Raw genomic sequence first — 26,468 nt, forward strand, 5'->3', positions numbered from 1 at the left:
TCGCTTTGTGTCAATAACAGATACCTTTGGTTACAGCCCGTTGAGTACGCGCTCTGCTTGTTCAACCAAACGGCGTGTGATCGAACCGCCCACGGAACCAACATCCCGTGTAGCCAAGCGAGACCATGGCACACTGTTGGGATCGCTTGACACGCCAGCAGCTCCGAAATCTTCAGATGCAAACTCTGTCATCCCAAACCTGTCCGCCGTAATGGAGCCCGAAGTTAATCCAAGCTCTGCTGCGATTTCATATTTCATTTGATTCAGCGCTTCCTTACAATTCGGTACAACCACTTTATTCGAACGACTAGCCATTGATCAAGCACCTCCTGAAGTTGATACACGTAGTGTGTACCGACCGCAGCGTTCCGAAGCGCATAAGTTGTTGACAGTTCGGGTAAAAATACCTAATGCAAAGGTGAAAAAAAAGCCCGCTGTGCTGAATTTCGCACAACAGGCTGATTCACAAACTTATTCCTGGGCTTGTAGAACATAGGCGCCGCGGACAAGTACAACAAGTCCGGCCTTCGCACCCTCAGCCGACATAATGCCTCGGCCCCCACGCGGGATGAGAATCTGATGATTAGTCGGAACAGTCTTACCATCCGTTATGTCCGTTCCTTCCGTTAGATCGGCAATTCCATTCGTGTCAGGGACATATGCAATGGCTTTGCCAGCACGAACGACGAATTCAGCACTGTCCTTGGCGATCAGCTTCTTACCGAGTGGAACAGACACCACCTCATATTGTGAACTGGATGCTGCACTATCGGGCTTCTCCCCGCCGCCTGTACCCTGCTTGGCCAGCTCCGCCTTGACCAACGCAGCCACCTGCTGCTCTACGTAGCTCTTGGTGACAACAGGATCTTGAACGGACCCAGGTGTTATCGCATCTTCACCGTCGGCTTGTGACGACCACGTCGTGCCAATCACCAATCCCGTGCCTAAGCAAACCACTGCGATTGCAAGCATACCTCTGAGTCTTTTCATTGCAAAGATCCTCTTTTCGTTAGTTTGCTAGATTAGTAGATGGGGAGTAGATCGACCTTATCCACCTTTTTAGTAGCAAGTAGTCTACGATTGCCTTCATATTCCTCATAGATATTAAGATCGTAGCCTCTGTACATAACCGAGGTGATATAAGTCCCCTTAAGTTCTACAGAATATTCTAGTTTTTCCCCTGCTTTCAACCCATTAGGCTGTTCAATTTCTATTGGTGTTGCCTCATAATTATAAGTCCCATCCGTTACTTCAACGATTAGTTTACGCTTTGTTTCATCGCTCTCATACTTGTTTAGCTTCTTCAAGTCATATTTCATATTTACTTTTAAAGTGGATCCCTCACTAATGATAGAGCTTATATCATTAATGGTCAATGAATAATTATGCAAGAAAATATCTTTCAAGCTGGTATTCACAGCTGTATCAACTTCTGATAATCGCAACCCTTTGGCATTAATGTAGCTGTCTGGTTCACCCTCAATCGTAGAATATTGACCATCTTTCATGGCTTCGCCGAGGATCAATTGAATATCTTTAGGATCAAAGTTTTTAGGGACAACTGCTGTAACGATAAGCGAAGAGTTTCCGTTAGGGCTGATACGATTCTTGTTATTCAAAACTTTAGCTTCTAAGTAATCTTTATTTTTAGTCCGAATATAAGCTTTCAGAACTGGTAATGTGCTGTAGCGAATTTCTTTGTTTACATAGTTCAAATCAATATATAGCAACTTAGAATTCTCTGATTCAAACATTTGCACTTGCTCTACAGTAGCTTCCGAACGTCGACCAACAGAATCAATAACGATTGAGTCCAATACTTGTCCTACTGGAATCTCTGCGACTCGCTTAGCAGTAAATACTCCGATCGACTTCTTCTTATCTTCACCTAGCGTCTCATTTAGGGTCAATTTTAAATCACTATATTTATAAGTATACGGCACTTTAGCGCTTATCACATAACGTGTTGTTTCATTTGGTGCAATTGAAATAGAATTATCTAATTTTATTAGTTTGGTTTTAGACTCATCTAGAGTCAGTCCGCTCATTGCAAGCACGCCAGTGATATTTGGCACTTCCTGCATTTTTTGGCCAATGTTTTTAATCTCTAAATAGACATTAACCAAATCTTGATCGTTGTAAGGTAACCGTTCCACCCGATCAATACCGATTTGATATTTTCCTTTAGCGTTTTGATAAGTTTTCTTAGATACATCAGTTACAGTGGATTGAGCTGGCAAACGCATCGCAGATACCATATATTCTTGTGTTTTCGAATCTTCTGCAGCTGGTTGCGTAATGACAAGAACAAAATTATCTTTCGCATTGATCGGTAAATTTGCTGTTCCTGTGATTTCTTGTCTGATTTCAGGAGCAAGTTCTAACTCGGCTTCACCGAAATTAACCGGATATCTAGCGCCATCCTCTGTAAGAATCTCGTATTTATATTTTGGCAGCTTGATGGTTTGCGTTCCTTTATTATTCAATGCCAGTGAAATCGAAAGTTCATTGGTGGTTTCCTGGTTTGATAGAAATACGTTTTCGATATAAGCATTTATTTTATTATTGCTGATATTTAATTGGCTTGCTTTACCTGAAGGTACAATACCATTGTTATAAGCTCCCCACGAAGTAGCATATAGGGCAACGGGAATCTCCAGCTTAGACTCTTCATCTAATCGTGTCACAACCAATTGGGCGCCCGTTACATCCATTGTTGAGTTTAATTTTGTCGAGAGTGGAATATCTAATTTCTCATTTGGCGACAACAGTTTATTCGCTTCATAACTGGCATTTAATTTAATCGTATAGCCTTGTTTCGTTTTTAAGTAGAATTGATAGTTCGGAATTTGACTGCCGAAGAAACCGATATTCTCAATCGTATAATTTAACTGAACCTGCTTTTGGGTTCCCATTTTTAGTGAAGCACCTTGCGAAACAGAGGTTTTAAGCTTTTCATTATCTTTACGCAGCACATAATAATAGTTGTTAGGCACAACATTCTGATATTGATTGGTTATCTTCACACTGCCCAGTGCACGTTCATAATTAGGCATGTTAAAATCCCATTTCAACAGACGGAAGGTAAGATCAGAGTAGTTCAACTTCACATTTACTTTAGAGTAGAAGCTATATTCCCGAGTTGTATTAGAAGCTACTTTCATAGACTTGGGATTAGTTGGCGATGCAGTAGGACGATATTTCATTCCACCCGTGGCAAGAATTTCAGACCAATAATCGATCATATCCAGTTCCCGACTATCCCCATTATAGACGGATAATGTATAGTGAACCGTCTTTTCCTGATTGTTCGTAAGAAAATAAACATCCTTAATTTGTATGTAACTTTTAGACGAAATCATAAACGTTTTCAACTTGGTACCTGCAAAAGCTTTCGGTACTTGTACCGCAGGTTTTGCTGTAGCTGTGGTTTTGTTCGTTGTGGCCGCAGAGGCCGTGAGATTCGGCATAACGGGGGTTAGCAACAAGCTGGTTGCCATAATGGTTGAAACCGTGGTTTTTGCAATTTTATTCATGTTTTCCGCTCTCCTCCGAATACATGGACTGCTGTCCTTATAATGTATTAGACGGAGTTGTTATAGGAAAAGTTTCGCAATTAATAAAAGAAAAAAGAGCCTGCATGCGCAGGCTCTTTCTCTTAGCGGCTAAGAATTAGTTAGCTACTACTTTGAATTCAGCAGATTTACCAGTGGCCACGCTATCTACAGTTAGATTGAACGTAGAGCCAGCAGATGCAGTGATTTCAATTCCGCTAGCAAGCGTACCGTTGCCCGTACCACCAACAGTGACCGTACCAGTTTGGTTAGTTACAGTGAAGCGAACAGCAGAATCTGCGCCAGTCAGATCAACACCGTATTGGTCTTTGAAAGTAAGTGCTGCAAACAGCTTATCTGCGCTTACCGTACCAGTTAAGAGGTTACCATCAACCTGAACACCACCGGTAACAGAAGCTGCAGAGATGCTCTCAATCTTCGGAGCAACATCAGAGATCGTTACGGTTTTTTCAACACGTACTGGTTTATCAGCAGCGTCAACGATTACACTGAAGTTTGCCGTTTCTTCCGTAATAGCATCATCTGCATTGGCACCAATTACAGCACCGTTTGCAGACAATTTACCAGAAGCTAGGGACAATTTGCCTGAAGGTACAATAGTAATCATGTTAGAAGGCAGAATGATTTTGGAACCGTCTGCTTTCTTACCGCTTACGTCAACTGCTTTATCATGGGAAGTGGCAACATACAATTTGCCAAGGTCACCCACAACATATTCGGAGACATCAGCTTTGTCAAGTACGTTGATGTTGAATTCATAAGCAGATCCGGAGAGTGCAACACCAGTATCTTTAGTTACGATTTCAGCACGTACGCGTTCAACACCTGCTTGAGTTGCGCTTGCTTTGAAAAGAAGTGCACTGTCATCAGCTACATATGTGCTTGGATTTGGAACTACTACTTTGTCAAACGCACCATCAACAGCAGTCAACTTAATTGCATAGGTATCGAAGAAGTTTGCATCAGTTGTGAAGTCACGACCATGCTGGTCTTTAATAACGAAATTACCTTCTTTGACTGTTTGCTCTGCACCTTTAACGAAATTCAATGCAATATCTTTCGTTCCGGAAATCGTCGCTGGCGTTGCAGCTGCTTTAACATCAATGTTAACTTGTGACGTTTTTCCAGTATTTGTGATAGCTAGAATTGTGTAACTTCCAACTTGCAGGCCAGTCGTATCAAATTTAACTACGCCCTTACCAGTTTTGTAATCTTGTACTAGCGTAACTTTTGCTGGCGGGTTGAAAGTTACTTTAGTGTTAAGATCGTTGAATTTCTCAATAGCTGTTCCGTATTGGTCAGCTGCTGCAAAAGGAATATCTACTGTTTGACCAACAGATACTGCTTGTGCTGGGCTTCTCAGTTCAAATGTGTCCAGACCAGCTGCTTTTTTAACTGGAACATCAATTTTAACGGTTTTGACGTTGATTTTCGAAACGATCGTCACCGTGTTAGTACCATCAAGGGAAATACCAAGTCCATTTACCAATGGAATACCGATATCCTTACCTTCTGGACCTACACCGTCAACAGCAGCACCTGTTTGGAAGATTGCTTGGTTCGATGCCATTACAACCGTATCATCATTGAATTTTTTTGCATTAACCGCGTTACCATATTGGTCTTTAGCGGAAACAAGGATGTAGTATTCGCCGAAGTTCGAAGCTGTCGACAACTCTTTCTTGTCAGCGCTGTACAGACCTTTAATTTCAACTGTATCAACCATTGCAACTTGACCAACCGTCAGTGTGCCAGATACATAGGCATTAGACGAGCTGTGTACGCCGGAAACAATAACAGTTTGACCGATTTGGAATTTCGCACCGCCCGAAAGAGTCACGCGCACAGCACCGTTAGAAGCTGTAGCTGTACCAGTACCTGTGGAAGCTGTCCAGTTGATACCGGAAGTAGTTTGCGTAATATCTTCTTCGTATTGGTTCGTTACTTTGTACGATACAATTGCAGTATCAAGCGTGTCATTGACTGCAAGTTTGTCGCTCAAGAATTCGACTTTCGCGATTTTCTCGTTCTCAGCTTTGATCGTCGATTTAATCGGATCAGTTGTCAAGCCGGAAACAGTAACCTCATAATCGCCAGCAAAGAATTTGCTCGAAAGAACCACGGTTGCACTCGTTTTGTCTTCCGAGAATTTCACGGAGTCCGTTTTAACTTCAGTTCCGTTTTTCTTCACTTCGACTTTCGCTTTAGCAGGGTCAACAGCACGGTTGAACTTCACTTCGAATTTTTGTGCACCAGTTGCAGCAATTTCTGCAGCCAGAGCTTTCAACGTTACTTTAACGTCGTATTTCTTACCTTCGTACTCAACGGAAACCGTAGTTTCAGCACCTTCTACAAGTGCAGTGTCAAGTGTTTTCTTAACGGATTTACCGTCAGTGAAGACCACTTCGATGTTTTTCTCGTCGATTACTTTAACTTCTTTAACCGACACTTGACCTTGCTCGAATACTGTGTAAGAAGCATCTACCAAGTCGCCACGATTAGCAAGAACTGTGTAGTCAGCGGATTTTGCAATCAGACCAGCTTCAACAGCTGCTGCTACATAACCAGTTGCCCAAACAGAAGTTTTGCCTTCTACTTCAGCGTCTTCTTTTGGCTCCAAGCCCATAGCGCCAACTACGATCTTAGCAAGTTGCTCGATCGAAACGTTAACTTTAGGACCGAATTTGCCAGCGCCAGTGCCGTTCATGATTTCTTCAGCAGTCAAGGCACCGATCTCGCCGATTGCCCAGTGGTTAGCAGCAACGTCGCTGTATACTTTTGCAGCAGCAGCGTCGTCTTCAAGACCAAGAAGGGCAGCCAATGCTTTAGCAAACTCTGCACGAGTCATGTTTGCTTCCAGGTGGGACTTGCCATCTGGGTAGCCTTGGAAGATACCTGCTTCTTTCATTGCTTGGAACTTGCCTTCTGTATCCAGTGCTGGGTCAGCAGCGAATGCTGCAGATGCGAACATCGAGAATGCCATAGAAGCGGCTAAAATTGCAGACAAACTTTTTTTCATAACCTTTTTTTCTCCTCCTCTAATGTGTTTCGGGTCTTGAGTGTTATGTGTAGAATATTGTTTGCTCGATTCACTCATCAGGTGATTCACCCCCTTCCCAGAGTTGAGCTTTGTTCTTATAAATAATGTCTACGATCATGTCTGTCGAATTCGAGAGATTCACGTCGCAGAAACTTGTAAACTAGCAAAAAAATCCATAAAAGATCGATAGAGTTGCTGCACCACTTTAACATTATACAATGGGCGAATTGCTCAGTAAAGAGAATTTTGAGAATATGTTCCAAGCTTCTCAAAAGCCCGCTGTTGTGGTGTTGTTTTGTGTTACATGTAATTAAACGCAGTAGGTTCGAAAAAGTTGCGATGTCGCTCAAAAAACTTTGAAAAAATTTTTACACGAAGATCATTATGTATTCAAGGCCGTGATCGAGATATCTGACAACCATGTAGTACTTTGTCGATCACCTACCCAGTATAGCTTGTTTACCCAGCTGTCGTCGATATAAAACATTTGCCAAGTCATGATAGTTCTTACAATTAGAAACATAGCGACCGTACAGGACTTTTCCTGTGACGGCCGCTACTCAAATATGCTGCTAGTTGAGCTTAGGTAGGCGTTTCTGATCAGCGAGCACTTTACCGATAATGATGGATGCATCAGAACGAAGCAAATTCGACTTCGGTTCGAATACGTAGCCTTTCTTCGGATCGGTCGCATCGACTGGTGAGCCTTGAATGTAGCCCTTCTTAGCTATCGCAAGTACAGAAGCTTTCGCGTAGTAGCTAATGTCACCATAATCCTTGAAGACCTTCTGCAATCCTTTATCAATCTTCGTCGGATCGGTTTCGAGCTTTAGTTCAAGTGCACGAGCTAGAATGACAGCTGCCTCTGCACGTGACAGATTTGTGGACGGTTCGAAAGTCCGCGGCTGTGTACCGCGAATAATGCCATCGCGCGCTGCAGTCTCAATATAGCTGTAATCCCATAACGCATCTTGATTAATAATAGGCGGTACATCGTCAAAGTGTGGCTTACTGAGCTCATAGTTAAGCGGAATTTCCAGACCCTTGACAACCATCCGTGCGAACTCGCCGCGGCTAGTGAACAAGTCAGCTCCGAAATCATCGAAATTGGCTGCGTTCATTACGCCCTTCGAGAAAATGGCTTCCATGTAGTTACGTGCATATGGATGATTCGTTACATCAGCGAATGAGTATACCATCTTCCCAACGACATAATAGCCGAACTGATCGAATGGAACAGTTATCGTGTTCTTCTTCGTATCCACTACTCCGCCAAGATTAACCCAGAACTTGTTTTTCACATCATAACGGAAGACGGAAATAATCGTTCCGATTCCCTCTCTCATGCTCGGATCAAACGCAAGCGTGATCGTACCGCGCTTGGATGCGACTAGCTCACGATCATCCGGACGCTCATCATAAGTTGGAATCTTGGTATTATTCGGACCCTTAGCTCCTGGATATTGATAGGGGTCAACACCCTGCGTTAGTGGATCGTACCCCGGCGTAGATAGGTCATCCGCTAAACCTGCGTCAACCCAGAAGACTGGGCTGGACTTTGTAAATCGGGTCGGGAACGATACTCTGAAGCGCGTACCAAAATTTTGCATAATTAAGTCAAAGCCTGCAGGTGGGTTATCGTACTCACGCCGATCTACCACACCGTCTTCAGGGTTAGCGATAGCAAACATCAGCTTGTGGCCTGTAAACACTTGTCCTTTGAATTGGCTTGGAACATTATAATCGCGACGGATCAGCGAAGTTCCTTTCGGGAACGTCAGTGTGAGCGCACCGTCGAACACTTTGTTGCTGTTCTTCATTTCCTCAAGCAATTGCGCTCCAGGAATAGAAGTCGGCGTGTAAGTAATTTCAAAAAAGTTCGTAACCTTATCTGTTCCACTTTCAATAGTAAAGCTGATTTTATTTTTGCCCGGTTTAAGCCCGGACACGGTGGCCTTGAAAGCATGCGGGTAGTCTACCCCGTCTTGAATGACACCGTCATTGTTATAGTCGTATTCATACTTATCTGCGACCTGCTTGTTGATCGTAACTTTGTCAGCACCTTTGGCATTGATAATGACGTCTACAAAGTTCTTGTTCACGATTCCCTCAGCTGGAAGATACGGGCGCAGGATTTTGTAAGGCAGCACTGTAGGGTCTACTTCCAATCGATAGGTTGCTTTCGGACCAGTTTCACCACTGTTATAGACATTAAACAGATAGACACTGGAGCTTCCGTCGGCAGTAAGTTCTTGTCTCTTCAAAATAAAGGAGAAGTATTCTTTATTTATATCGTACCTTACAATTAAATCCCCTGTAATACTGCCTTGAGCTGGGTACATCCCTAAGACAGTGTCACCATCGACGATCTGGAATGGATCGGAAAGCTTCCAAACGATATCATTCGCAAGTGTGGATCCTGTTATTTTTAGGATGTAATCATTAGCAGGTATGCTTACTATACCATCATTAAGATCCGGATCGGTTAGAAGATGCTGCATCTTGCTGTTTACTTCACTAAGGGATCTCCCTAGATCGATAAAGTCAAAAGTACCAAAGATATTCATATACGGCTCAGTCGTTGTAAAGATTGCACCCTGTTTAGGGAATTTCGGGTCATTGGCAATCGGCTTCGGATCTAGCACGGTATCTTGATAGGTGAACGGGTATACTCCCGCAGCTTCTTTTGGAATAACTGGCAGATTGGTTGGAATCAGATTGACCTTCACGACTTTCTCGTAATAGGTCTTCGAACCTTGGAACACGAGCTTAATGATGTTCTCGCCGCTAAACATGGCATCCAAAGCACTAGCCGCCAAAGAGTCCTTCAATTTGAAGCGCGTATCGTTTGCTCCGCTAATAGGAACCAATTCAAAAGGTTTGTTATTGATATAGAAATATATCGTTCTTGGCCCTACTGCAGCGTCATAACGTATTTCACTCGTATTATTAATATTTTGCAATTCGCCTTCAAAAAGTCCCAGCTTAGACTTGTCGTCTCCAGGTGTAGGATCAAAAATAATATCTTTAATCCGATCTGCTGGTGATCTCGTTGTATCGTCATAGATTGTCATGCTGTCATACATCTTTGTGTAATTGACATAGGGTCCATATAATAGTGTGAATGTAGCTTGTGAAATAACGGTGTTTGAACTTAAATTCATCATAATCGTTTGCGTACCTTCAAACGGCATCTTAGAGAATTCAAGAATGACACGTTGGAACGTTTGCGCTTCACCATTAATCATTTTGGTTACTCTATCTTGTACCAAGTTCTTCACAACGTGCGGAGGAAGCGGATTGGCACTGATATTAGATGCGTTCTTAATATCTGTAACGTTTACGGTACTATTCGTACTAGGATTGGCAATCAACACTTCAATTCCAACGGGCAGGCCAAATAAGTTTTTACCATTTAAAGAGACGCCTTCAATACCTTCATAATTCGTAGATTTATAACCAGGCAGGTAATTGATCTGGCTAATATAAGGTTTATTCTTGTCACGAAGCGAGAAGAATAGCGCATCCGTGCCTTCATCTGTCGGTGTCAGATTGTTGTGAATGTTCTCTTCATTGCGTGTTGTGAGCTTAATATTGTAGAGCTGGTCCATCATGTAATCTGTATCAACTGTACCGAGATCTATTCGATACTCATAGGTAAAGAACTTATCATTCACAGAAGGATTGCCCAGGACCTTCACATAAGAGATTTTACCCGAAATATCGGCGAAAGCTGAATCAGTTACGAGTTTACTGTAAGCCATTAAACCAAACAAGGTATCTGGATTTCCGCCTAGACTTGGAATAGGGTTGGGATGTGGCTTAATAGTCGGATCACCCAGATCCGCATACGCGCTGTTTGGAACGATTACCTTACCCGTTAGTGTTAAGTCGCTGCCTGATGGGACAACAAAATCAGGGCTCCGTTCGATAGAAACCGAGTTCGTCGTTCCGACTTCATTTATATTGACATCATAGAAGGTAACACTACCATTGTAGAATGCAATATCTCTAGTTGTCTCAATAACCTGCGTTCCATTGGAAATCTTAATCGTAACCAGATTCTTGCCCTTCTGGAGCGTAATTGGTGACGCAGCAAATGTATTATTGTTCGTATTGTTAACCGAGTACGTCTTACTGCTTCCGTTAACAATGATTGTAACCTGTTGTGCGTTCGGCGCCTTACCGGTAATACTGATGTCGGCACTGCCTTTTCCCTTGGAAGTTTGGGATTGAACTACTGTCGTCCCATCTTCAACAATCGGGAAATTATTACCATCCAGTGACGCAGTCAAATCAAACAGCATGGGTCCATTACGGTAATCGACATATATAGAATTCGTTACTTCTCCGCCACTTTGTGTTCCTTTGAACGTAATCTTATTCAACCCCGGGAACAGCTGAATGTTAAAAATTTGAATCGCGAACCCATTCACCGAAACGTTACTGGTGAGATTCTCCCGTTTATTGCCTACTTCTTCCGTAGCCGGGTTAACGATCTGATAAACATTATAGGAAATTGACTTAGGATCGACATTACTTAATGTGCCTGACAAGGTGACGCGTTCATCTGTTGTAACTCTTGGTGAACCAATAACGTCGCTTTCACCTGGGAAATTGAAATTCCCCGTGGCCGCTGTGGCCGTCTGAACACTACCGGAAGGCAGTAGTTGAACGACTAATGCCAGCATTACGAGCCACATACCCAATTTCTTAATCACGGTAAACCTCCTCCAAATCTGGTCCATCATCGAATTTTGTTGTAATGCTTTTATCGGCCTCTGATTGGAAAAAGTTTAGGTTTATCGCATATTTGGAAGAGGAAATTACCGACTCCGGAAGCTAGCTCGACTTCCTGATCCATCTTAATAATAGGATGTTAAATATTCAGCACAACAAAAAAAGCCCCAGCTCCTTATTAATGAAGGAACTGAGGCTTTCATGACTTATAAGCTATTATTCCGAGCGCTGCTCGGTACGCAGCAGTACGCGCTGCAGGAAGTTCAGAACGGGACGTCGCGTCTTATCCACGATGCCGATGAACTCTGCGCCAATCTGAAGGACGAAGATCAGTACGCAGATAACGGCGAATGTGATCCAGTTGCCTGCATTCGACTGAACGATAGCGGATTGAACGATCGCACACAGTCCGAAGAATGTAGCAATTCCGTAGATGATCAGTACCGTACGACGATGGCTGTAGCCAAGCTCCCGCAGACAATGATGCAGGTGACCTTTGTCCGGAGCGAAGATCGGTTTTTTGTTAATCCAACGGCGTACGATGGCAAAGAAGGTGTCCGACAGCGGAACGCCAATGATTAGAAGCGGCGTAACGAACGATACCATCGTCACCTGCTTGAACCCTAGCATGGAGAGCGTCGCCAGACCGAAGCCTAAGAACAGCGAGCCCGTATCTCCCATGAAGATCTTCGCCGGGTGAAAGTTGTAGACCAGGAAGCCGATCACACCGCCAAGCAGAATCGCGCTAAGCAGGATGACAGGAGCAAAGCCCATGAAGGCTGCCATTACAAGTATGGTACCAATCGCGATACCGGATACGCCTGCAGCAAGACCATCCAGGCCATCGATCAGGTTGATCGCATTCGTCACGCCAACGATCCAGAGAATCGTCAGCGGAATGCTGATCCAGGATGCAATAGGCTGCATCGTCTCGCCGAATGGAATATTCAGCAGATCAATCTTAATCCCGAAGCCGAGTACGACCACACATGCAGCAATGATTTGCCCAAGCAGCTTTACTTTAGCCGACAGCTCGAAGCGGTCGTCCAGCGCACCAATAATGACAATGATCGTGCCGCCCGTTAACAGGGCATTGATCAGATTGACGTCATAGTTCCGAAGCAGCCCTTCCGGCAGGAAAGGCTTGATGGCGAAGTATCCGCCCACGAAAGCAGCATATATGCCTAAACCGCCAAGCCGCGGCATGATTTTCGTATGAACTTTCCGATGGTTAGGCTTGTCGATCGCCCCCACCTTGTACGCCAGCTTAATGACGAACGGAGTTAGAACGAGCGCAAGACATAATGAAATGATAAATCCGATTGCGTAAAGAAAGCCAACAGCCATCTCCATCTCCCTCTCATGTTAGGAACCGGGATGCTTCTGCATTCGCCCCTTGGATCAAGGAGGAAAACAATCCGATTCACTACCTGTGACAGTGTATGTGGGACGTACAATGGAACATCCGTCTAAACAAACTATCACCGGAATGAATTATACTCCGATTTAATTCGAAACTCCACTCTCATTTTCAAGCAATTTTGATGAAATACCCGAAAATTTCACGTGGTAGGACGATGTTTTGTGACGTTTTCTTTATCGCGCATCACTTTCACTGCGAATTTCGGCAGTGCAAGCATCCTTTTGTAGCGCGTTGGCTGCTTCATCAGCCGATAGAACCATTCCAGTCGAAGCCGCTGAAAGACGACGGGTGCACGCTTAACGACTCCTGCGATAACATCGAAGCTCCCGCCAACGCCCATCATGATGGGGACGTCTAGGGCAAATTTATGCTGCGAAAGCCAGGGCTCCTGCGTCTCGACGGATCGCGCTACGAAGAGCAGGTCTGGCTGCGCCGCGCGCACTTGGGCGATAACCTCATCATCCTGATCGGGTCCGAAGAAGCCGTTCCGGTAACCCGCGATCGTGATTCGCGGATACTGCTGCTTCAGACGCTTGGCCGTTTCTTCAATAACCTCTTGTGACGTGCCGAGCAGAAACACTCGCCACCCCCGTGTCTCCCCAACCCTCAGCAGCTCATGCATGAGATCGTATCCCGCTACCCGCTCCGCTACCGGCTGTCCGACGCGGGAGGCCGCCCAGACAACGCCGGTTCCGTCAGGAACTACTAGCTCTGCGGCTCTCATCGCTTGATCGTAGATGGGATTCTCAATCGCGGCCATCACCATGATCGGATTTCCTGTAATCACATGGGTGAGCGTCCGGTTGTCCACACGCTCCGTCAAGAAGCGAACCGTATCGGCCATATTTAGTTTAGAGAAAGGGATACCGTAGATCGATACGGTCGGAAATCCCGCTTTAGATGCCGCTGCAGCTTGCACTGCACCCGGTTGACTCTTGGGAGTGGACTGGCTCATGATTGCATTTCACCTCAATTTAAATTAACGAAGCAGACTAACGATTTGTTGCGCCGGTCTGCGCGCTTCCTGCTTCAATTGCTCAATCCTCGCACGATGCTCCTCAAGCCATTCATCGCGATGATCCAGGAGCCGCATTGCTTCAGATGTAAACCCCTCAGGATCCAGCGCCTCGGTCGTTCCAATTGGCTTCATACCAAGCCGGTTAAGGAACTGATCGATCTTCGGATCGTACGACAGCCCAAGCATCGGTACCGACTGATTCGCGGCATAGATTAGCGCGTGAAGCCTCATGCCGAACAGCAAATCGCACTGGCTCACCTCCAGCAGCATGCGCTGGGGGTTATCGCCAGGCTCGGCGAGCTCGGCCGAACTGCCGGGGCCGAGTTCGCCGAGCTGCCCAATCACCCATTGCGACGTTTCCGCGTCTGATGGGGTGTGAAAGGGCAAGAACCGCAGCCGCACGGCCCGGCTGCGGGCCAGCGCGCCAAGCGCGGCCGCTGCGCGCGCCAGGTCCGCCCCATCTTTGCGCCAATGGCGCAAAGATACACCGACCAGCGGCACCTGCGCCGCTTCGCCTGGCGCCATGCCGCCTGCGGCGGCCGGCCTCGCGGCCGCGGCTGCGCCAGCGGCACCGCCGCCAACTGCCAGCCCGGCTTCGCCCGGCGCCGGCAGCGGCAACCCCATAACCGGATCGGGTACAACCTCGATCCGGCCTTCCTCCACGCCCATCCGCCCCAATAAAGCGGCGGATTCGGCGTCGCGCACGGACACGTACGCGCTGCGGCGCATAACGCAGCGGATGAGCCGGTCCATCCACCGGCGGTTCACCGGCCCGATGCCTTGCGCGTACACGAACGTCGGCTTGCGGAGCAGCTGCGCGAGCCGCAGAACGCCCGTGTAATACGGGATCGTCAGCGCGCCTGTCGCATCCTGCAGCAGGCTGCCGCCGCCGCTGATGAGGCCGTCGCTGCTGCGAATGGCCTTCAGGACATCTAGCAGGCGCATGCGATGCACGGATTCAACGCCATACATCTCGCTCGTCCAGGCCGGATCGATCGATAAGACAATCGGCTCGATCCGTATGCCTTGACTAGCGCCTTCGTCCGCAAGCGCGGTAAGAATCGACTTTAATACCGCTTCATCCCCGCTGTTGTCGAACCCGTAATAACCCGAGACGACTACGCGCCGGACTTGAAGCTGTGCTGCACCTTCAGCGCGATGCGCGATAGCCATCGTTTCCATACCCCTTCCAGTACCTGCCATACGGCAATGAACACCAAACCGATAATCGCGCCCATTCCGAGGCCCAGAGCCACGCGAATGAGTGAAATGTAGAGCGGTGTATGAATATGGGCAAGTGTGTCCACCATCGACAGCTGGCCAATGGAGCCTACGATAAAGAATACCCACGCGGCGCGATAACGAAGCGCGAGGAACAGCCCGAATAAGAATAACGGATGCGACAGCATAAATTCTTTGAACCGCGGCCGAACGCCGAAGGCGGATTCAAGAATGTTACGGAAGACCAGCTCCAGCTGGGGAGCTTGTCCTTCATTGCCGGTACGGGACAGATAATACATGCCTGCGATACCTAGCACAGCCACTACTACGACCCACAGCACGGTAATTTGCATCATGAGAAGCTTGCGGATATTACCGATCACCGAATCTCCTGTAAATAAGAAGACATACAGGGCCGATAAGGCGATTGGCGCCAGATGCAGCAGGCTAACCCCGCGGAACTGTTCCAGAACGAGCGAATACGTAATATTATTCAGCAGCCCGAACACATAAGGAGTGCCGAGCATGGAGATGACGGACGTCATCGCGAAGATCGACAATGCCATCGTTAGACGGCGTCCTGCGGACAATCCAGGGAAGAACCATCTCATGCCTGTCGCTGGCGGTGTATCAGCAGCTCCGCCAACAGGACGCAAATTGCCTGTTGTATGGGCTCTCACGCGGCCGATGGCCCATATAATCCCCAGCGTCGGTGCGCTAATGGCAGCCCCGAGCGCAAGACCCTGCTCCAGCATTGGCTTGGATACCACATACAGTCCTGCGCAGCCGAGCAGGCCGAGCAGAAACACCGGAATCGCTACGCTTGGCAGGAATGCGCTGACCAGCAGGGCAATAAGGGCAACCGCTCCGAGACAGATGACCGCTTTAAGCGGCTTATGCCAGGATGGTGACTGATAATCGAACGGTTCCGCGTAACCCATCGAGAACCCGAGCCCTTCGAGCTTAGCTACAGCTCCTTCCGGTCCCTTCAAAGCGTCATAGATGTTGTTCAGAGGATGCACGACAGATGATTTCTCGCTATTGCGGGAAGGTGCCGCCTTCAGGAAGAACATCCGGATGTTACGGTCTTTTGCAGCTAACTGGAATCGATCAGAGATCGCCTCCGGAGACATCGTAGCCGCATCGCTATCAGACAGCGAATACAAACGGGCTACATTATAGTCGGTCAGATAAGCAAGCGAATTTAACCCCTTCTGAGGCTTAGAATTCTCGATTGTTACGATTCCAATACCATATTGTTTAAGAAGTGACGCAAAGCCGGCGATACTTTTCATCTCCGGATTGTCGCGGTAGCCTTTGACGGCAGTGCCGTCGAACAAAATCCGCTTCACGCCCATCTCCTGGTATGAAGCGAGCAGTTGATCCGTCGCCTCCTGATCGTAGGTCATCCGATCGGACAGCCGGAGAAGAATGGCCAGCCCCTTGTCGCGAATCGTCTGCACCGACATGGGATCGGGATACATGGGCTTGAGAAGTGCGTTCTCAGTAGGCGTCTCCAGGATCAGTCCGGAACCTCCTTCGAAGCTCCAGGGCTTTACGGGAATGTCCCAGCCTGCGAAGGTCGCCTCGATCATCGGGCGCAGAGCTGTTTCCTCTTCTTTGCCCGCAAACTGGATATAGGTGTAATTCTCATCCCGGGGTACCGGTTTACCTGCAAGCTCGCTTGCGCTCTCAGAATTGTAGACCGACAGACGGTCCGCCCAAATCATCTCTTCCAAGGTACTCTCATAAACAGCCATCGAATGGATGCCGGCATCCTTCATATTCGTCAGCTGCTCATCGATAAATTCCTTCGGATGCGCTTGATACGACGCCACCTGGACGAGAGCACGATAATCAAAGACAAACTCCACTTTCTTTGCCGTTTCTTCCATTTGCCAGCGCGTCGCGCCGAGCGGCAGAGCCGCAAGGACGCCGACGAGCGTCAGCACCCACATCAACGCGCGCGCCTTTCGATTCCATTGCTGCCAAGATTGTTGCACGCCTTCCACTCCTTAAGCCTAGTTGTCGACCCGTTTCATAACCGCTTGCGTCAGGCGCTTAACCGCCACAGCTGCTTCATCCTGCGAGCTGCCGCGCACAGCAAAATACACTTTGATTTTCGGTTCCGTGCCTGACGGACGGAGACAGAACCACGAGCCATCGGCCAGCATGAATTTCAGCACATTCTCCGGTGGCAGTCCGTCAAGACCAGGCGCATAATCAAGCACCTTCTCGACCTTCACACAATCCACCTCGGAAGGCGGATTATTGCGCCAATCATCCATGATGGATGCGATTTGCTGCACGCCGTCCAAGCCCTTCAGCGTTCGTGACTCCAAGTGCTCCAAGTATGTGCCGAATTGTGCATACAACTCTTGCAGGATGTCATACAGCGTCTTGCCTTGACTCTTATAATAAGCGGCTGCTTCCGCGATAAGCATCGATGCGATCACGGCATCCTTGTCGCGTGCATAAGTACCCGTCAAATAACCATAGCTTTCCTCATAACCGAACAAAAATGTCTTTTCGCCCGTATGCTCGTAGCTCGTCATTTTTTCACCGATGTATTTAAAGCCCGTTAATGTATTGACGACATCTACGCCATAATGGCTTGCAATATCGGCTCCCATCTCGCTCGTGACAATCGTCTTCACAACGACGCCATTTGTCGGCAGCTGCCCGCGTTCCTTCAGCGTACTAAGCAGGTAATGAACCATAAGCGCCCCAGACTGGTTGCCGGAGAGCACCACATAGCTGCCTTCATTGTTGCGAACGACCGCTCCCATGCGGTCACAGTCCGGATCCGTTCCGATAATGATATCGGCCTGGGCTTCCTCGCCGAGCTTCATGGCGAGCGTAAAGGCTTCACGTTCCTCGGGATTGGGAGATTTCACAGTGCTGAAATAACCATCCGGCTGTTCCTGCTCCGCGACGATATGCACATTGGAGAAGCCAGCTTGTTTCAATACATGGCGCACCGGCATATTGCCCGCACCGTGCAGAGGCGTGAATACGACCGAGAACGATTCTCCCAGACCGCTCTTGAGCAGCTCACTGTTCAAGCTATGGGACACGACGGTGTCCACATAGTGCTGGTCATCCTCTTCGCCCAGCCATCGAAGGAGTCCCTTTCCTTCCGCTTCCTCACGGCAGATCCGCTTCACTTGATCGAAGCCCGAAACCTGTTGAATAGCGCTTATCGCCTGCTCGGCATCCGCCGGGACAAGCTGGCCGCCATCACTCCCATAAACCTTGTATCCATTATACTCCGGCGGGTTATGGCTGGCTGTGATCACAATTCCGCCTGCCGCCCCAAGCGCACGAACCGCGAATGACAGCTGGGGGGTTGGCCTCAGCGATGGGAACAAATAAGTCGTAATGCCATTAGCCGCCAGCACTAATGCGGAATCATGCGCAAATTCAGGCGAATAATTACGGGAATCATGCGCAATGACAACCGAAGGGTTAGCGCTCTTCTGGTTCAACCAATTCGCTAATCCTTGTGTCGCTTTACCGACCGTATAGGGATTCATCCGATTCGTGCCCGCGCCCATAACGCCGCGCAATCCGCCTGTCCCGAATTCCAAGTCCCGGTAGAAGCGGTCCTCGATTTCTTTCACATTGCCTGCTAGAGCGGACAGCTCGTCCTTCGTGGCTGAATCAATCGATGTGTCGCCCAGCCATGCTTGATAACGTTCCTGTGCGGTTTGAGTCATGGTTTCCTTACCGTCCTCTCCAGTTTTTGTTTCCTATTACTATGCATTCCATTCTTTGTCTGTGTACGACTAGTCTTTCTTCGGGTCAGACAGAGCGAACATAATTTCGCCTTCCGCCACGACTTTGTCTCCAACCTTGGCCGTAGCTTGTCCTTTGCCGATCGGCCCCTTCAAGCGCGTGATCTCCACTTCGAGTACGAGCGTATCGCCCGGCGTGACCTGTCCGCGGAAGCGGAAATTATCGATTCCAGCGAAGAAGCCGATTTTGCCGCGGTTTGCTTCAACCCTGAGCATGGCCACTGTACCGACCTGCGCAAGTGCTTCTACAATAAGAACACCCGGCATAACCGCATACCCTGGAAAATGGCCTACAAAGAAGGGTTCATTCATCGTGACGTTCTTAATGCCCACGGCACGCTTCCCATCCTCCACCTCCAGAATTCGATCGACGAGCAGGAACGGCGGGCGATGGGGGATAATTTCTTGAATTTGTTGTATGTCGAGCATATTTTCATACTCCTTTCATGATCTACGTTTAATTTACAAGGAATTGGTCCACACTATAGCATATCCTTCGTGAAACTGCAGTCATGGGGGTTAAGATAAGGGAGCTTGGCTGCCAGACCGAAGCGTCAACGGCCAAGCTTCTTTTTTATGCTTGTTGGCGCTATGCCGAACTATCCCTCTATCAGGTTACCCGCCTTGACCATCCATTAAGCTTGATGCGTATCGTCTTCCGCTTGCCCCTTTTCCACTCGTTTCGCAGCGGCCTCATCGAGCCGCCCCTCTCTGTTGAGCGCAACGAATAGAAATATGTAGATAAACGACGTTATAAACGAAAAAATAATGACCCCCCATAGATAGGTCCGCGCAAAAGAAAGCTCAAAGAAAATGAACATGATGGCAAAGTAATACAGCACCGTTGTCAATTTCCCCATCCAATTCGCCGGCACGGTCTTCTTCCCTCGAAAGTGAAAAAAAGCCGAGCCCGCAATCATCCCTAAATCTCGAATGAAAATAGCCGCACCCGCGCTCCACGGTATATATCCCGTGATCAATAACGACAAAATAACCGTAATCATCATCGTTTTATCGGCGAGCGGATCGAGCATGGCTCCTACCGTTGTCACCTGACCATGCTTACGGGCCAAGTAACCATCCAATATATCCGTCAATCCGGCAGCAACAACGATGGCGAAGGACCCGATCATTTGACCCGATGCAAAAACAGAGATGTAGACGGGGATAAGCGCAAATCGCAGCATCGTGAGCAAATTTGGCAGATTCAACTGTCACCGCCCCTAACCTTTTCTATCTTTTTTCTAAGGATGACGCTTCAAAGTTCCTCAATCATTATACCTCTACCTATGCAAAAATAAAACCACCGACAGCCTCAAAACCCGTGTAATCCCCCAGTCTTGGGTCGGGTTTATGAAAAATAAAAATGGCAGTCTTTCCCACTAGTCTTCAATTTTACCGCATTCAAACCGTTAATAACAGAAGGAGTAGAAATAACACGAAGCTGGAGGTAACTTAAAAACCATGATGAGTAGACAGAAGTCTTCACCGGCACGGACGCTTCGCGCCGCGCTTGCTGCAGGACTTGCACTTGTTCTGATGTTGTCCGCTATGTCTGGCGCAGCGATTGCTGCAGAGGAAACGGTAACCGGCATTGCATTCGAGACTGTACCCTCGCCCGCTAAGATTTATATCGATGACGAGACCATCGCACTGCGTGCCAATGCAACGATTTCTGGCGCAACATCCGCTAAAGATGTGACACTCGATGCCGTTTGGACATCTTCCAACACCTCAGCCATTAAAGTCGATAAAGGCATACTTACCGCTATTTCAAGCGGAACCTCGACGATCAGGGCCCAATATAAAGGATTTACCGTATCGGTCATCATGACGTCGGAGTACAAATACGACAGCATTACGATGAAATCTAACGGTGTAGCTCTGGACGAGAAAGAGGACGTTGAGCTCGGCGCAAACCCAAGTTACACGTTAACCGCCGCGAAGGGCGATACAGATACGGAAATTACGAAGCTCGCTTCATGGACCAGCTCCAACGAGACGGTCGCTACCGTTTCAGAGGGTAAGGTCACGCTGTTAGCCGCAGGCGAAACAACGATCACGGCCAAGTATAGAGGAAGAACGGATTCCGTAAAATTGAAAGTTACCTCCCCATACAAGAAGCTGACAATTACGCCACGCAGCTTGATGGAGTTTGAAATCGGCGACCCGACCAAATCGGTTACAGCATCAGCCGAGCGAATTAACGGCGGTGCCAACGATGTATTAACCGATAAAGTCACATGGTTGAGTGCGAATACGGCTGTCGCTACAGTTGAGAAAGGCGTTGTCACTGCTGTGGGGGCAGGAACAACAACGATCACGGCGGATTACCTTGGCGTCAGCGATTCATTCACTGTCGTTGTGCGACCGCCTTACGAAGCTATGCGCATCACCCCTGATTTAGCCCAGCATATCCTTCTGAAGGACAAGGGGACGGGTATTCAATTCAAAGTGGAAGCACTTGACCCTCCAGCGAGTCCGATCGACGTTACATCATCTGCAACCTGGACATCAGATAACGTATTCGCAGCAACCGTCAGCGACTCGGGTCTCGTGACACCGAAGGCGATCGGCAAGACGACGATTAAAGCCGAATATAAGGGAATCAGCCGTCAAGTCGTCGTGACCGTTTACCCATCCATTTCGAAGCTTGAAGTTGCGAAGGACAAAGTTGATGTTTTTGTAGACGATACCGTCACGATGCCTAAAGTAACAGCCAAATCGCTTACGGATGAAATCGTGGATGTCTCAGATCTCGTCAAATGGACAAGCAATGATAACACAGTGGTCACTCTAGACGACGACAAATGGGTTGCCAAGAAGGTCGGCACGGCTACAATGACAGCTGAAATCGATGGCAACACGGTGACGGTCAAAGTTACTGTGAATGAAAAGCCATTGATTCTTATCCCAGAAGTATCGGAAATGTCTATTGTAATCGGCCAAGAAGTAAAGCTTCCAACCATCAACGTTACCTACGAGAGTGGTAATGAAGCGGACGTGAGCAGCCTGGTAACATGGAAGACGACCTCTACCAACATTCTGGTGAAAGCACCTAATGTCCGAGGCCTCGTCAAGACCACCGCTACGTTGACGGCCACCTATCTCGGCAAATCCACAACTGTTCGTGTGACAGTCGAAGAAGAAATTACGAAAATCTATGTGGAAGCGACGTCTCTTCTGTTAAATCCGGGACGTTCCAAATCCATTAAAGTGACCGGCGTGTATAAAAGCGGCAAATCGGTTTCCCTCGGATCCAAAATGAACTGGACCATCGATCCGGATACTCTCGCCACCGTTAAGGGTGCCACGGTCAAAGCGTTAGTCGAAGGAACCGGCAAGCTGTCCGGCAGCTATCAGGGCAAGGCCGTCCAAATCGCTCTTGTTGTGAAGCAGAAGCTGAACAAGCTGACAACTTCCGATAAATCACTGCTCCTTGCAGTAGGCGGCACAGGCACATTTAAGATAACCGGCGAGTACGTAGGAGGACGCCTCGTCGATGCAACGAATAGTGCCGTATGGACCTCATCCAAAGCTTCTGTCGTTAAAGTAGAAGACGGGGTCGTGACCGCCATCGCGAAAGGCACTGCCACCATCAAAGCAACCTTCGAAGGCAAGAGCGTATCCATGCGCGTAACCGTAAAATAATTTCTGTCTCCTTATTAATCGGCCAACAGCAACCGCTGTAGGCCGATTTTTTTATGGGCTGTTAATCGGCGTGGCCAAACATTATGCTGCAATTAAGGGGTTGACTGCACGAGCTATCCTCGCACGGCCAACCCCCATAATGGTCCAGAAATAAAAAAACAGGAGCCCGGGTTAATCCCTGCTCCCGCATAAATTATGAATCCGCGAATACGAGGTCATACATATGTCTCCATGTTGACCATTCAAACACTTCGCTTCCAGGCTGCTTGCCTATGACCGTAAAGCCGAGATACAGGCCGCCTACTACGGCAATTAGACAGAGCAGCGGAACGATGCTTTTGCGAAGCAGCCACAGGAAGACGCGCAGCGCCGGATTGCGCTTGACGCGTACGTTGTTCTTGACAGGCTGTTCAGTATCGGCTTTTCGCTTCGGCTCACTGTTGCTCTTATAGGAAGTTGTCGCTCCCTGTAAACCGGAACGTTCCGCGGAGGTTAATCCCTCCAGCGCAGCGGCCGTTTCTTTCTTCGATTCCATCATGCTCCACTCATTTCTTACCCGCGCAGGCTATTGGCCAGTCCCAGCATCGTATCGCTTGAGGACAACGCTCTCGAACTCAACTGGTAAGCCCGCTGCACGTTGATCAATTCCGTCATCTCATTGGCCAAGTTGACGTTGGATTGTTCTAGATAGCCTTGCCGGATCGAGATGTCGCTATCCGCGGCAGCTGTTACCGTCCGCAGAACGTCTGTAACGTTGATGCCGTCTGCAACCGTATATAGATTATCTGCCACTTGCGAGAGCAGAGAAGGCTTCATCGCTTGAACCAGTCTCATCTGGCCAAGAGCAACCGCCCCGGCAGCAGTCTCGCCAATCAGACTTCCGTCCGGATTAATGCGAAGCGACTGGATCTCGCTAGGAATTTCAATCGGGTTGCCATCTACATCCGAAATTGCGTATCCTTCCTTCGTTGTGAGGAAGGATGAGGTTCCTGTGTCATCCAGCGTTAACTGCAGGGCTCCGTTCCGCGTGTAAGCACGCGTACCCGCAGCATCTGTAATGACCTCAAGCAGCGCGTCGCCGGTTAAAGCCACGTCGTACTGCTCGTCTGTTTGTTTCAGCGGCCCTTGTGCCAGGTCCGGCTGAATCATGCCAAGCTTGGAGCCCCAGCCCTGGTTAAAGCCAAGCGGTGTTAGCCGGCCAGGCTGCGTGAAGCCACTGGGCTGCTGTGTCTTCGTTGCAAGCAAGTCCTCGAATGAGGCTTCCTTACGTTTATATCCTACCGTATTTGCGTTCGCAATGTTATCCGCCAGCAGATCCAATTTTTGCTGCAGACCATTCATGGATACCATCGCGTTAATCATTGAGCCATTCATGCAGCGGCCTCCTTAAGTTATACGCGTCCGATTTCATTGACCGCTTTATCCAAGCTGCGATCATAGAACTGAACCACTTTCTGATTCGCTTCATAAGCACGCAATGCCGACATGAGATCGATCATCGATTGGGCGGAATCCACGTTGGAGCGTTCAATGTAGCCTTGACGCACTTCAACGCGATCGCCGGCAGCGGTCGCACGTGCCATGTTGGGATCCCCCATTAAACGGAACTTGCCGTCGCCTTCCCGAACGAGATTGTTCGGATTATCCACTCGCGTAATGAGCAGCTGGCCGACGGGCGTTCCTGTGCGCGAGTCCACCAATTGATGATTGCCCGTAATCGTCACCTGATCCAAAGATACATTGGCTGGAAGCTGAATCGGAGTACCGCCTGGGCCAAGAACCTGCGAGCCGTCGCCTGTAATCAGATAGCCCTGCGTATCCAGCGAGAACTTACCCCCGCGCGTGTAGCGCGTTTCCCCGGCTGCATCTTGAACCGTGAAGAAAGCTTGAGGCTGGAATGTCACCTGCCCGTCAGGAGATACGTACTTGCCGGATGCATCAAACGCGATACCGGGTACTTCGATGTCTGACATAATGGCAAAATCAGAGGAACGGTTCGTCTGCGTCAAATCCCCTTGAAGCTGAATGGACAGACTTTCCTCTGCGAAGACACCTGTGTTGACGCGCCCGATTGTCCCGCCCTGCCCCTCCTCCACTCCCGTTAGCGAGAGCAGCATCTCGGGAAAAGAGCGTGTAACCGCATTGGCTTGCTTATATCCGGGCGTATTAATGTTGGCAATATTGTTCGTTACGGTATCATGACGGTGCTGCTGGGCAATCATGCCTGCTGCTGCCATATAAAGACCTCTTAGCATGGAGCCGACCTCCTGAGAATAAACGGTTTCGTATAGTTCTATCGTATATATCGGCATCCGTATCGCTGGGCTGAATAGATTGGCTATGCGTCTTTAGACTCATTTGCGCTTCGGCACGCCCCCCTATAAGCGTCCTACCTGCGCAAAACTGCAATATATATTCTCTTCCCCAATCATTCAGTGCCGGTTCCGGCAGCTTGTCCTTCTCAGCAGCTCCCACGCTTCTATGAGATCATGACCGTTTGCGGGGAGACCGGTCCAGATGATCCAGCAGCAGGCCTGTCCCTTTCACGACGCAGTGCATCGGATTCTCTGCAATAAGCACGGGAACCTTCAGCTCCTCTGCAAGCAGCGCATCCAGCCCGTCCAGCAAAGCGCCGCCGCCCGTCAGGATAACGCCCCGGTCGATAATATCCGCCGAAAGCTCCGGCGGCGTCCGTTCCAGAACTGACTTTGCCGCTGACACGATCGAAATCACCGATTCCCACAGTGCTTCTCGCACTTCGTCGGAATGAATCGTCATTGTCAGCGGCAAGCCGGATACCATGTCCCGACCGCGGATGTCCATTTCATCTCTGCGGCCGCTCTGGTATACTGTTCCGATTTTGATTTTGATATCCTCGCTCGTACGTTCCCCGATCAACAGCTTATACTTATTCTTGATGTACTTCATAATAGCCGAGTCGAATTTATCTCCGGCCACTTTAATAGAAGAGGCGGTAACGACGTCGCCCATAGAAAGCACAGCTACATCTGTCGTCCCTCCGCCGATATCGACGACCATATTTCCGCTTGGCTGATAAATGTCCATTCCTGCGCCGATCGCAGCCGCTTTCGGTTCTTCTTCCAAAAAGACGTCTCTTGCCCCGCTTCTCTCAGCCGCTTCACGGATTGCCTTCTGCTCAACCGACGTAATATTGGTGGGCGCACAAATCAGGATGCGAGGACGGCTATACCACGAACGTCCGCCAACCCGGTCTATGAACGCCTTGAGCATAATTTCCGTGATTTCGAAATCGGCGATAACACCGTCCCGAAGCGGCCGGATTGCGATGATGTTCCCCGGAGTACGTCCTACCATCCGGTGCGCCTCTTCTCCTACGGCAAGCACGCGCTTGGTCTCACTTTCGATCGCAACGACCGAAGGCTCATCTAGGACAATACCCTTACCTTTCACATGAATGGACACATTAGCCGTGCCTAAATCGATCCCGATATCCTTACTAAACATAAGTCGTAAGTCCCCCAAAGCGAATAGTAGTCGATCCAATACTGATATCGTACAGTATTCGCTGAATTGAACGAAAATCCTCTATTTTTGTAGAAAAAATCGCTTACGATTTCGCGGCTGCCAACACTTCGCGTTTACGCCCTGTGCTTTTCTTATATTTAATTTTCGTTGCTTCTCCTCCCCTCAGGTGCCGGATCGATTTGTGGTATTCCAGTATATGTTTAACCTGGTCTGCCAAATCGGGATTTATTTCCGGCAATCGCTCGGTCAAATCCTTGTGCACCGTGCTTTTGGATACACCAAACTCTTTGGCGATCGTTCGTACCGTATGCTTCGTCTCGACGATACAACGGCCGATTTTTATGGTCCGCTCTTTGATGTAATCGTGCACGCTCCCGCCTCCCTACTCGAGATAGTTTGGTACATTATATGAGGGGTACGGGTATATATTCTTTGTGTCCAAGCGTGACAAGCCTAGTTATGCAAAAATTTTCAAAAATGATGCCCAAAAACACAA

The 26,468-nt window shown here is 48.4% G+C and carries 18 protein-coding genes; 1 reads left to right on the forward strand and 17 read right to left on the reverse strand.

Going from position 1 to position 26,468, the window contains the following annotated elements; translation table 11 throughout:
- Positions 1 to 30: 30 nt before the first annotated feature.
- The 12 genes from NNL21_RS24485 to NNL21_RS24540 form a co-directional block, all read right to left on the reverse strand.
- Positions 31 to 315, reverse strand: a complete 285-nt coding sequence (locus tag NNL21_RS24485) for an alpha/beta-type small acid-soluble spore protein (protein WP_204820053.1) — start codon at positions 313 to 315, stop codon at positions 31 to 33.
- Between the two features lie 156 nt (positions 316 to 471).
- Positions 472 to 990 carry a hypothetical protein gene (locus tag NNL21_RS24490; RefSeq protein WP_204820054.1) on the reverse strand — a complete coding sequence of 173 codons (519 nt, stop codon included), beginning with the start codon at positions 988 to 990 and terminating at the stop codon, positions 472 to 474.
- A gap of 32 nt (positions 991 to 1,022) precedes the next feature.
- A complete protein-coding gene (locus NNL21_RS24495; RefSeq protein WP_204820055.1) occupies positions 1,023 to 3,536 on the reverse strand; it encodes a hypothetical protein in 2,514 nt (837 codons plus the stop codon).
- A gap of 136 nt (positions 3,537 to 3,672) precedes the next feature.
- Entirely contained in the window at positions 3,673 to 6,672 is a 3,000-nt protein-coding gene (locus NNL21_RS24500; RefSeq protein WP_204820056.1) for an S-layer homology domain-containing protein, read from the reverse strand.
- A 515-nt stretch (positions 6,673 to 7,187) separates the two neighbouring features.
- Positions 7,188 to 11,336 (reverse strand): S-layer homology domain-containing protein, encoded by a 4,149-nt coding sequence (locus NNL21_RS36615; protein WP_204820057.1) that lies wholly within the window; start codon positions 11,334 to 11,336, stop codon positions 7,188 to 7,190.
- Between the two features lie 235 nt (positions 11,337 to 11,571).
- Entirely contained in the window at positions 11,572 to 12,702 is a 1,131-nt protein-coding gene (locus tag NNL21_RS24510) for a glycosyltransferase family 4 protein (protein WP_204820058.1), read from the reverse strand.
- A gap of 215 nt (positions 12,703 to 12,917) precedes the next feature.
- Positions 12,918 to 13,733, reverse strand: coding sequence for a WecB/TagA/CpsF family glycosyltransferase (locus tag NNL21_RS24515; protein ID WP_204820059.1), 816 nt, complete (start codon positions 13,731 to 13,733; stop codon positions 12,918 to 12,920).
- 24 nt (positions 13,734 to 13,757) lie between these two features.
- On the reverse strand, positions 13,758 to 14,969 hold the full coding sequence (gene csaB, locus NNL21_RS24520) for a polysaccharide pyruvyl transferase CsaB (RefSeq protein ID WP_204820060.1): 1,212 nt from the start codon (positions 14,967 to 14,969) through the stop codon (positions 13,758 to 13,760).
- On the reverse strand, positions 14,915 to 17,020 hold the full coding sequence (locus NNL21_RS24525; protein WP_204820061.1) for a DUF5693 family protein: 2,106 nt from the start codon (positions 17,018 to 17,020) through the stop codon (positions 14,915 to 14,917). Before NNL21_RS24525 ends, csaB begins: the two co-directional genes overlap by 55 nt.
- Before the next feature lie 18 nt (positions 17,021 to 17,038).
- Entirely contained in the window at positions 17,039 to 18,736 is a 1,698-nt protein-coding gene (locus tag NNL21_RS24530) for a phospho-sugar mutase (RefSeq protein WP_204820062.1), read from the reverse strand.
- A 69-nt stretch (positions 18,737 to 18,805) separates the two neighbouring features.
- Entirely contained in the window at positions 18,806 to 19,243 is a 438-nt protein-coding gene (gene fabZ / locus NNL21_RS24535; RefSeq protein WP_204820063.1) for a 3-hydroxyacyl-ACP dehydratase FabZ, read from the reverse strand.
- Between the two features lie 206 nt (positions 19,244 to 19,449).
- Complete coding sequence (locus NNL21_RS24540) at positions 19,450 to 20,025, reverse strand: CDP-alcohol phosphatidyltransferase family protein (RefSeq protein ID WP_204820064.1); 576 nt, start codon at positions 20,023 to 20,025, stop codon at positions 19,450 to 19,452.
- 253 nt (positions 20,026 to 20,278) lie between these two features.
- Between NNL21_RS24540 and NNL21_RS24545 the strand changes: the two genes are divergently transcribed.
- A complete protein-coding gene (locus NNL21_RS24545) occupies positions 20,279 to 22,465 on the forward strand; it encodes an Ig-like domain-containing protein (RefSeq protein WP_204820065.1) in 2,187 nt (728 codons plus the stop codon).
- Positions 22,466 to 22,658: 193 nt separating this feature from the next.
- On the opposite strand, the gene NNL21_RS24550 is transcribed toward NNL21_RS24545, so the two are convergent.
- From NNL21_RS24550 to spoIIID, 5 genes are all read right to left on the reverse strand, one after another.
- A complete protein-coding gene (locus tag NNL21_RS24550) occupies positions 22,659 to 23,003 on the reverse strand; it encodes a DNA-directed RNA polymerase subunit beta (RefSeq protein WP_256555454.1) in 345 nt (114 codons plus the stop codon).
- 14 nt (positions 23,004 to 23,017) lie between these two features.
- Positions 23,018 to 23,839, reverse strand: a complete 822-nt coding sequence (locus tag NNL21_RS24555) for a flagellar hook-basal body protein (protein ID WP_204820066.1) — start codon at positions 23,837 to 23,839, stop codon at positions 23,018 to 23,020.
- A 17-nt stretch (positions 23,840 to 23,856) separates the two neighbouring features.
- Positions 23,857 to 24,720, reverse strand: coding sequence for a flagellar hook-basal body protein (locus NNL21_RS24560; RefSeq protein ID WP_204820067.1), 864 nt, complete (start codon positions 24,718 to 24,720; stop codon positions 23,857 to 23,859).
- Positions 24,721 to 24,952: 232 nt separating this feature from the next.
- Positions 24,953 to 25,951 (reverse strand): rod shape-determining protein MreB, encoded by a 999-nt coding sequence (gene mreB, locus NNL21_RS24565; RefSeq protein ID WP_204820068.1) that lies wholly within the window; start codon positions 25,949 to 25,951, stop codon positions 24,953 to 24,955.
- A 103-nt stretch (positions 25,952 to 26,054) separates the two neighbouring features.
- A complete protein-coding gene (gene spoIIID / locus NNL21_RS24570) occupies positions 26,055 to 26,342 on the reverse strand; it encodes a sporulation transcriptional regulator SpoIIID (protein ID WP_125663688.1) in 288 nt (95 codons plus the stop codon).
- Positions 26,343 to 26,468: the final 126 nt, after the last annotated feature.

It is taken from the genome of Paenibacillus mendelii, assembly GCF_024498075.1.
GTDB lineage: Bacteria > Bacillota > Bacilli > Paenibacillales > Paenibacillaceae > Paenibacillus_Z > Paenibacillus_Z mendelii.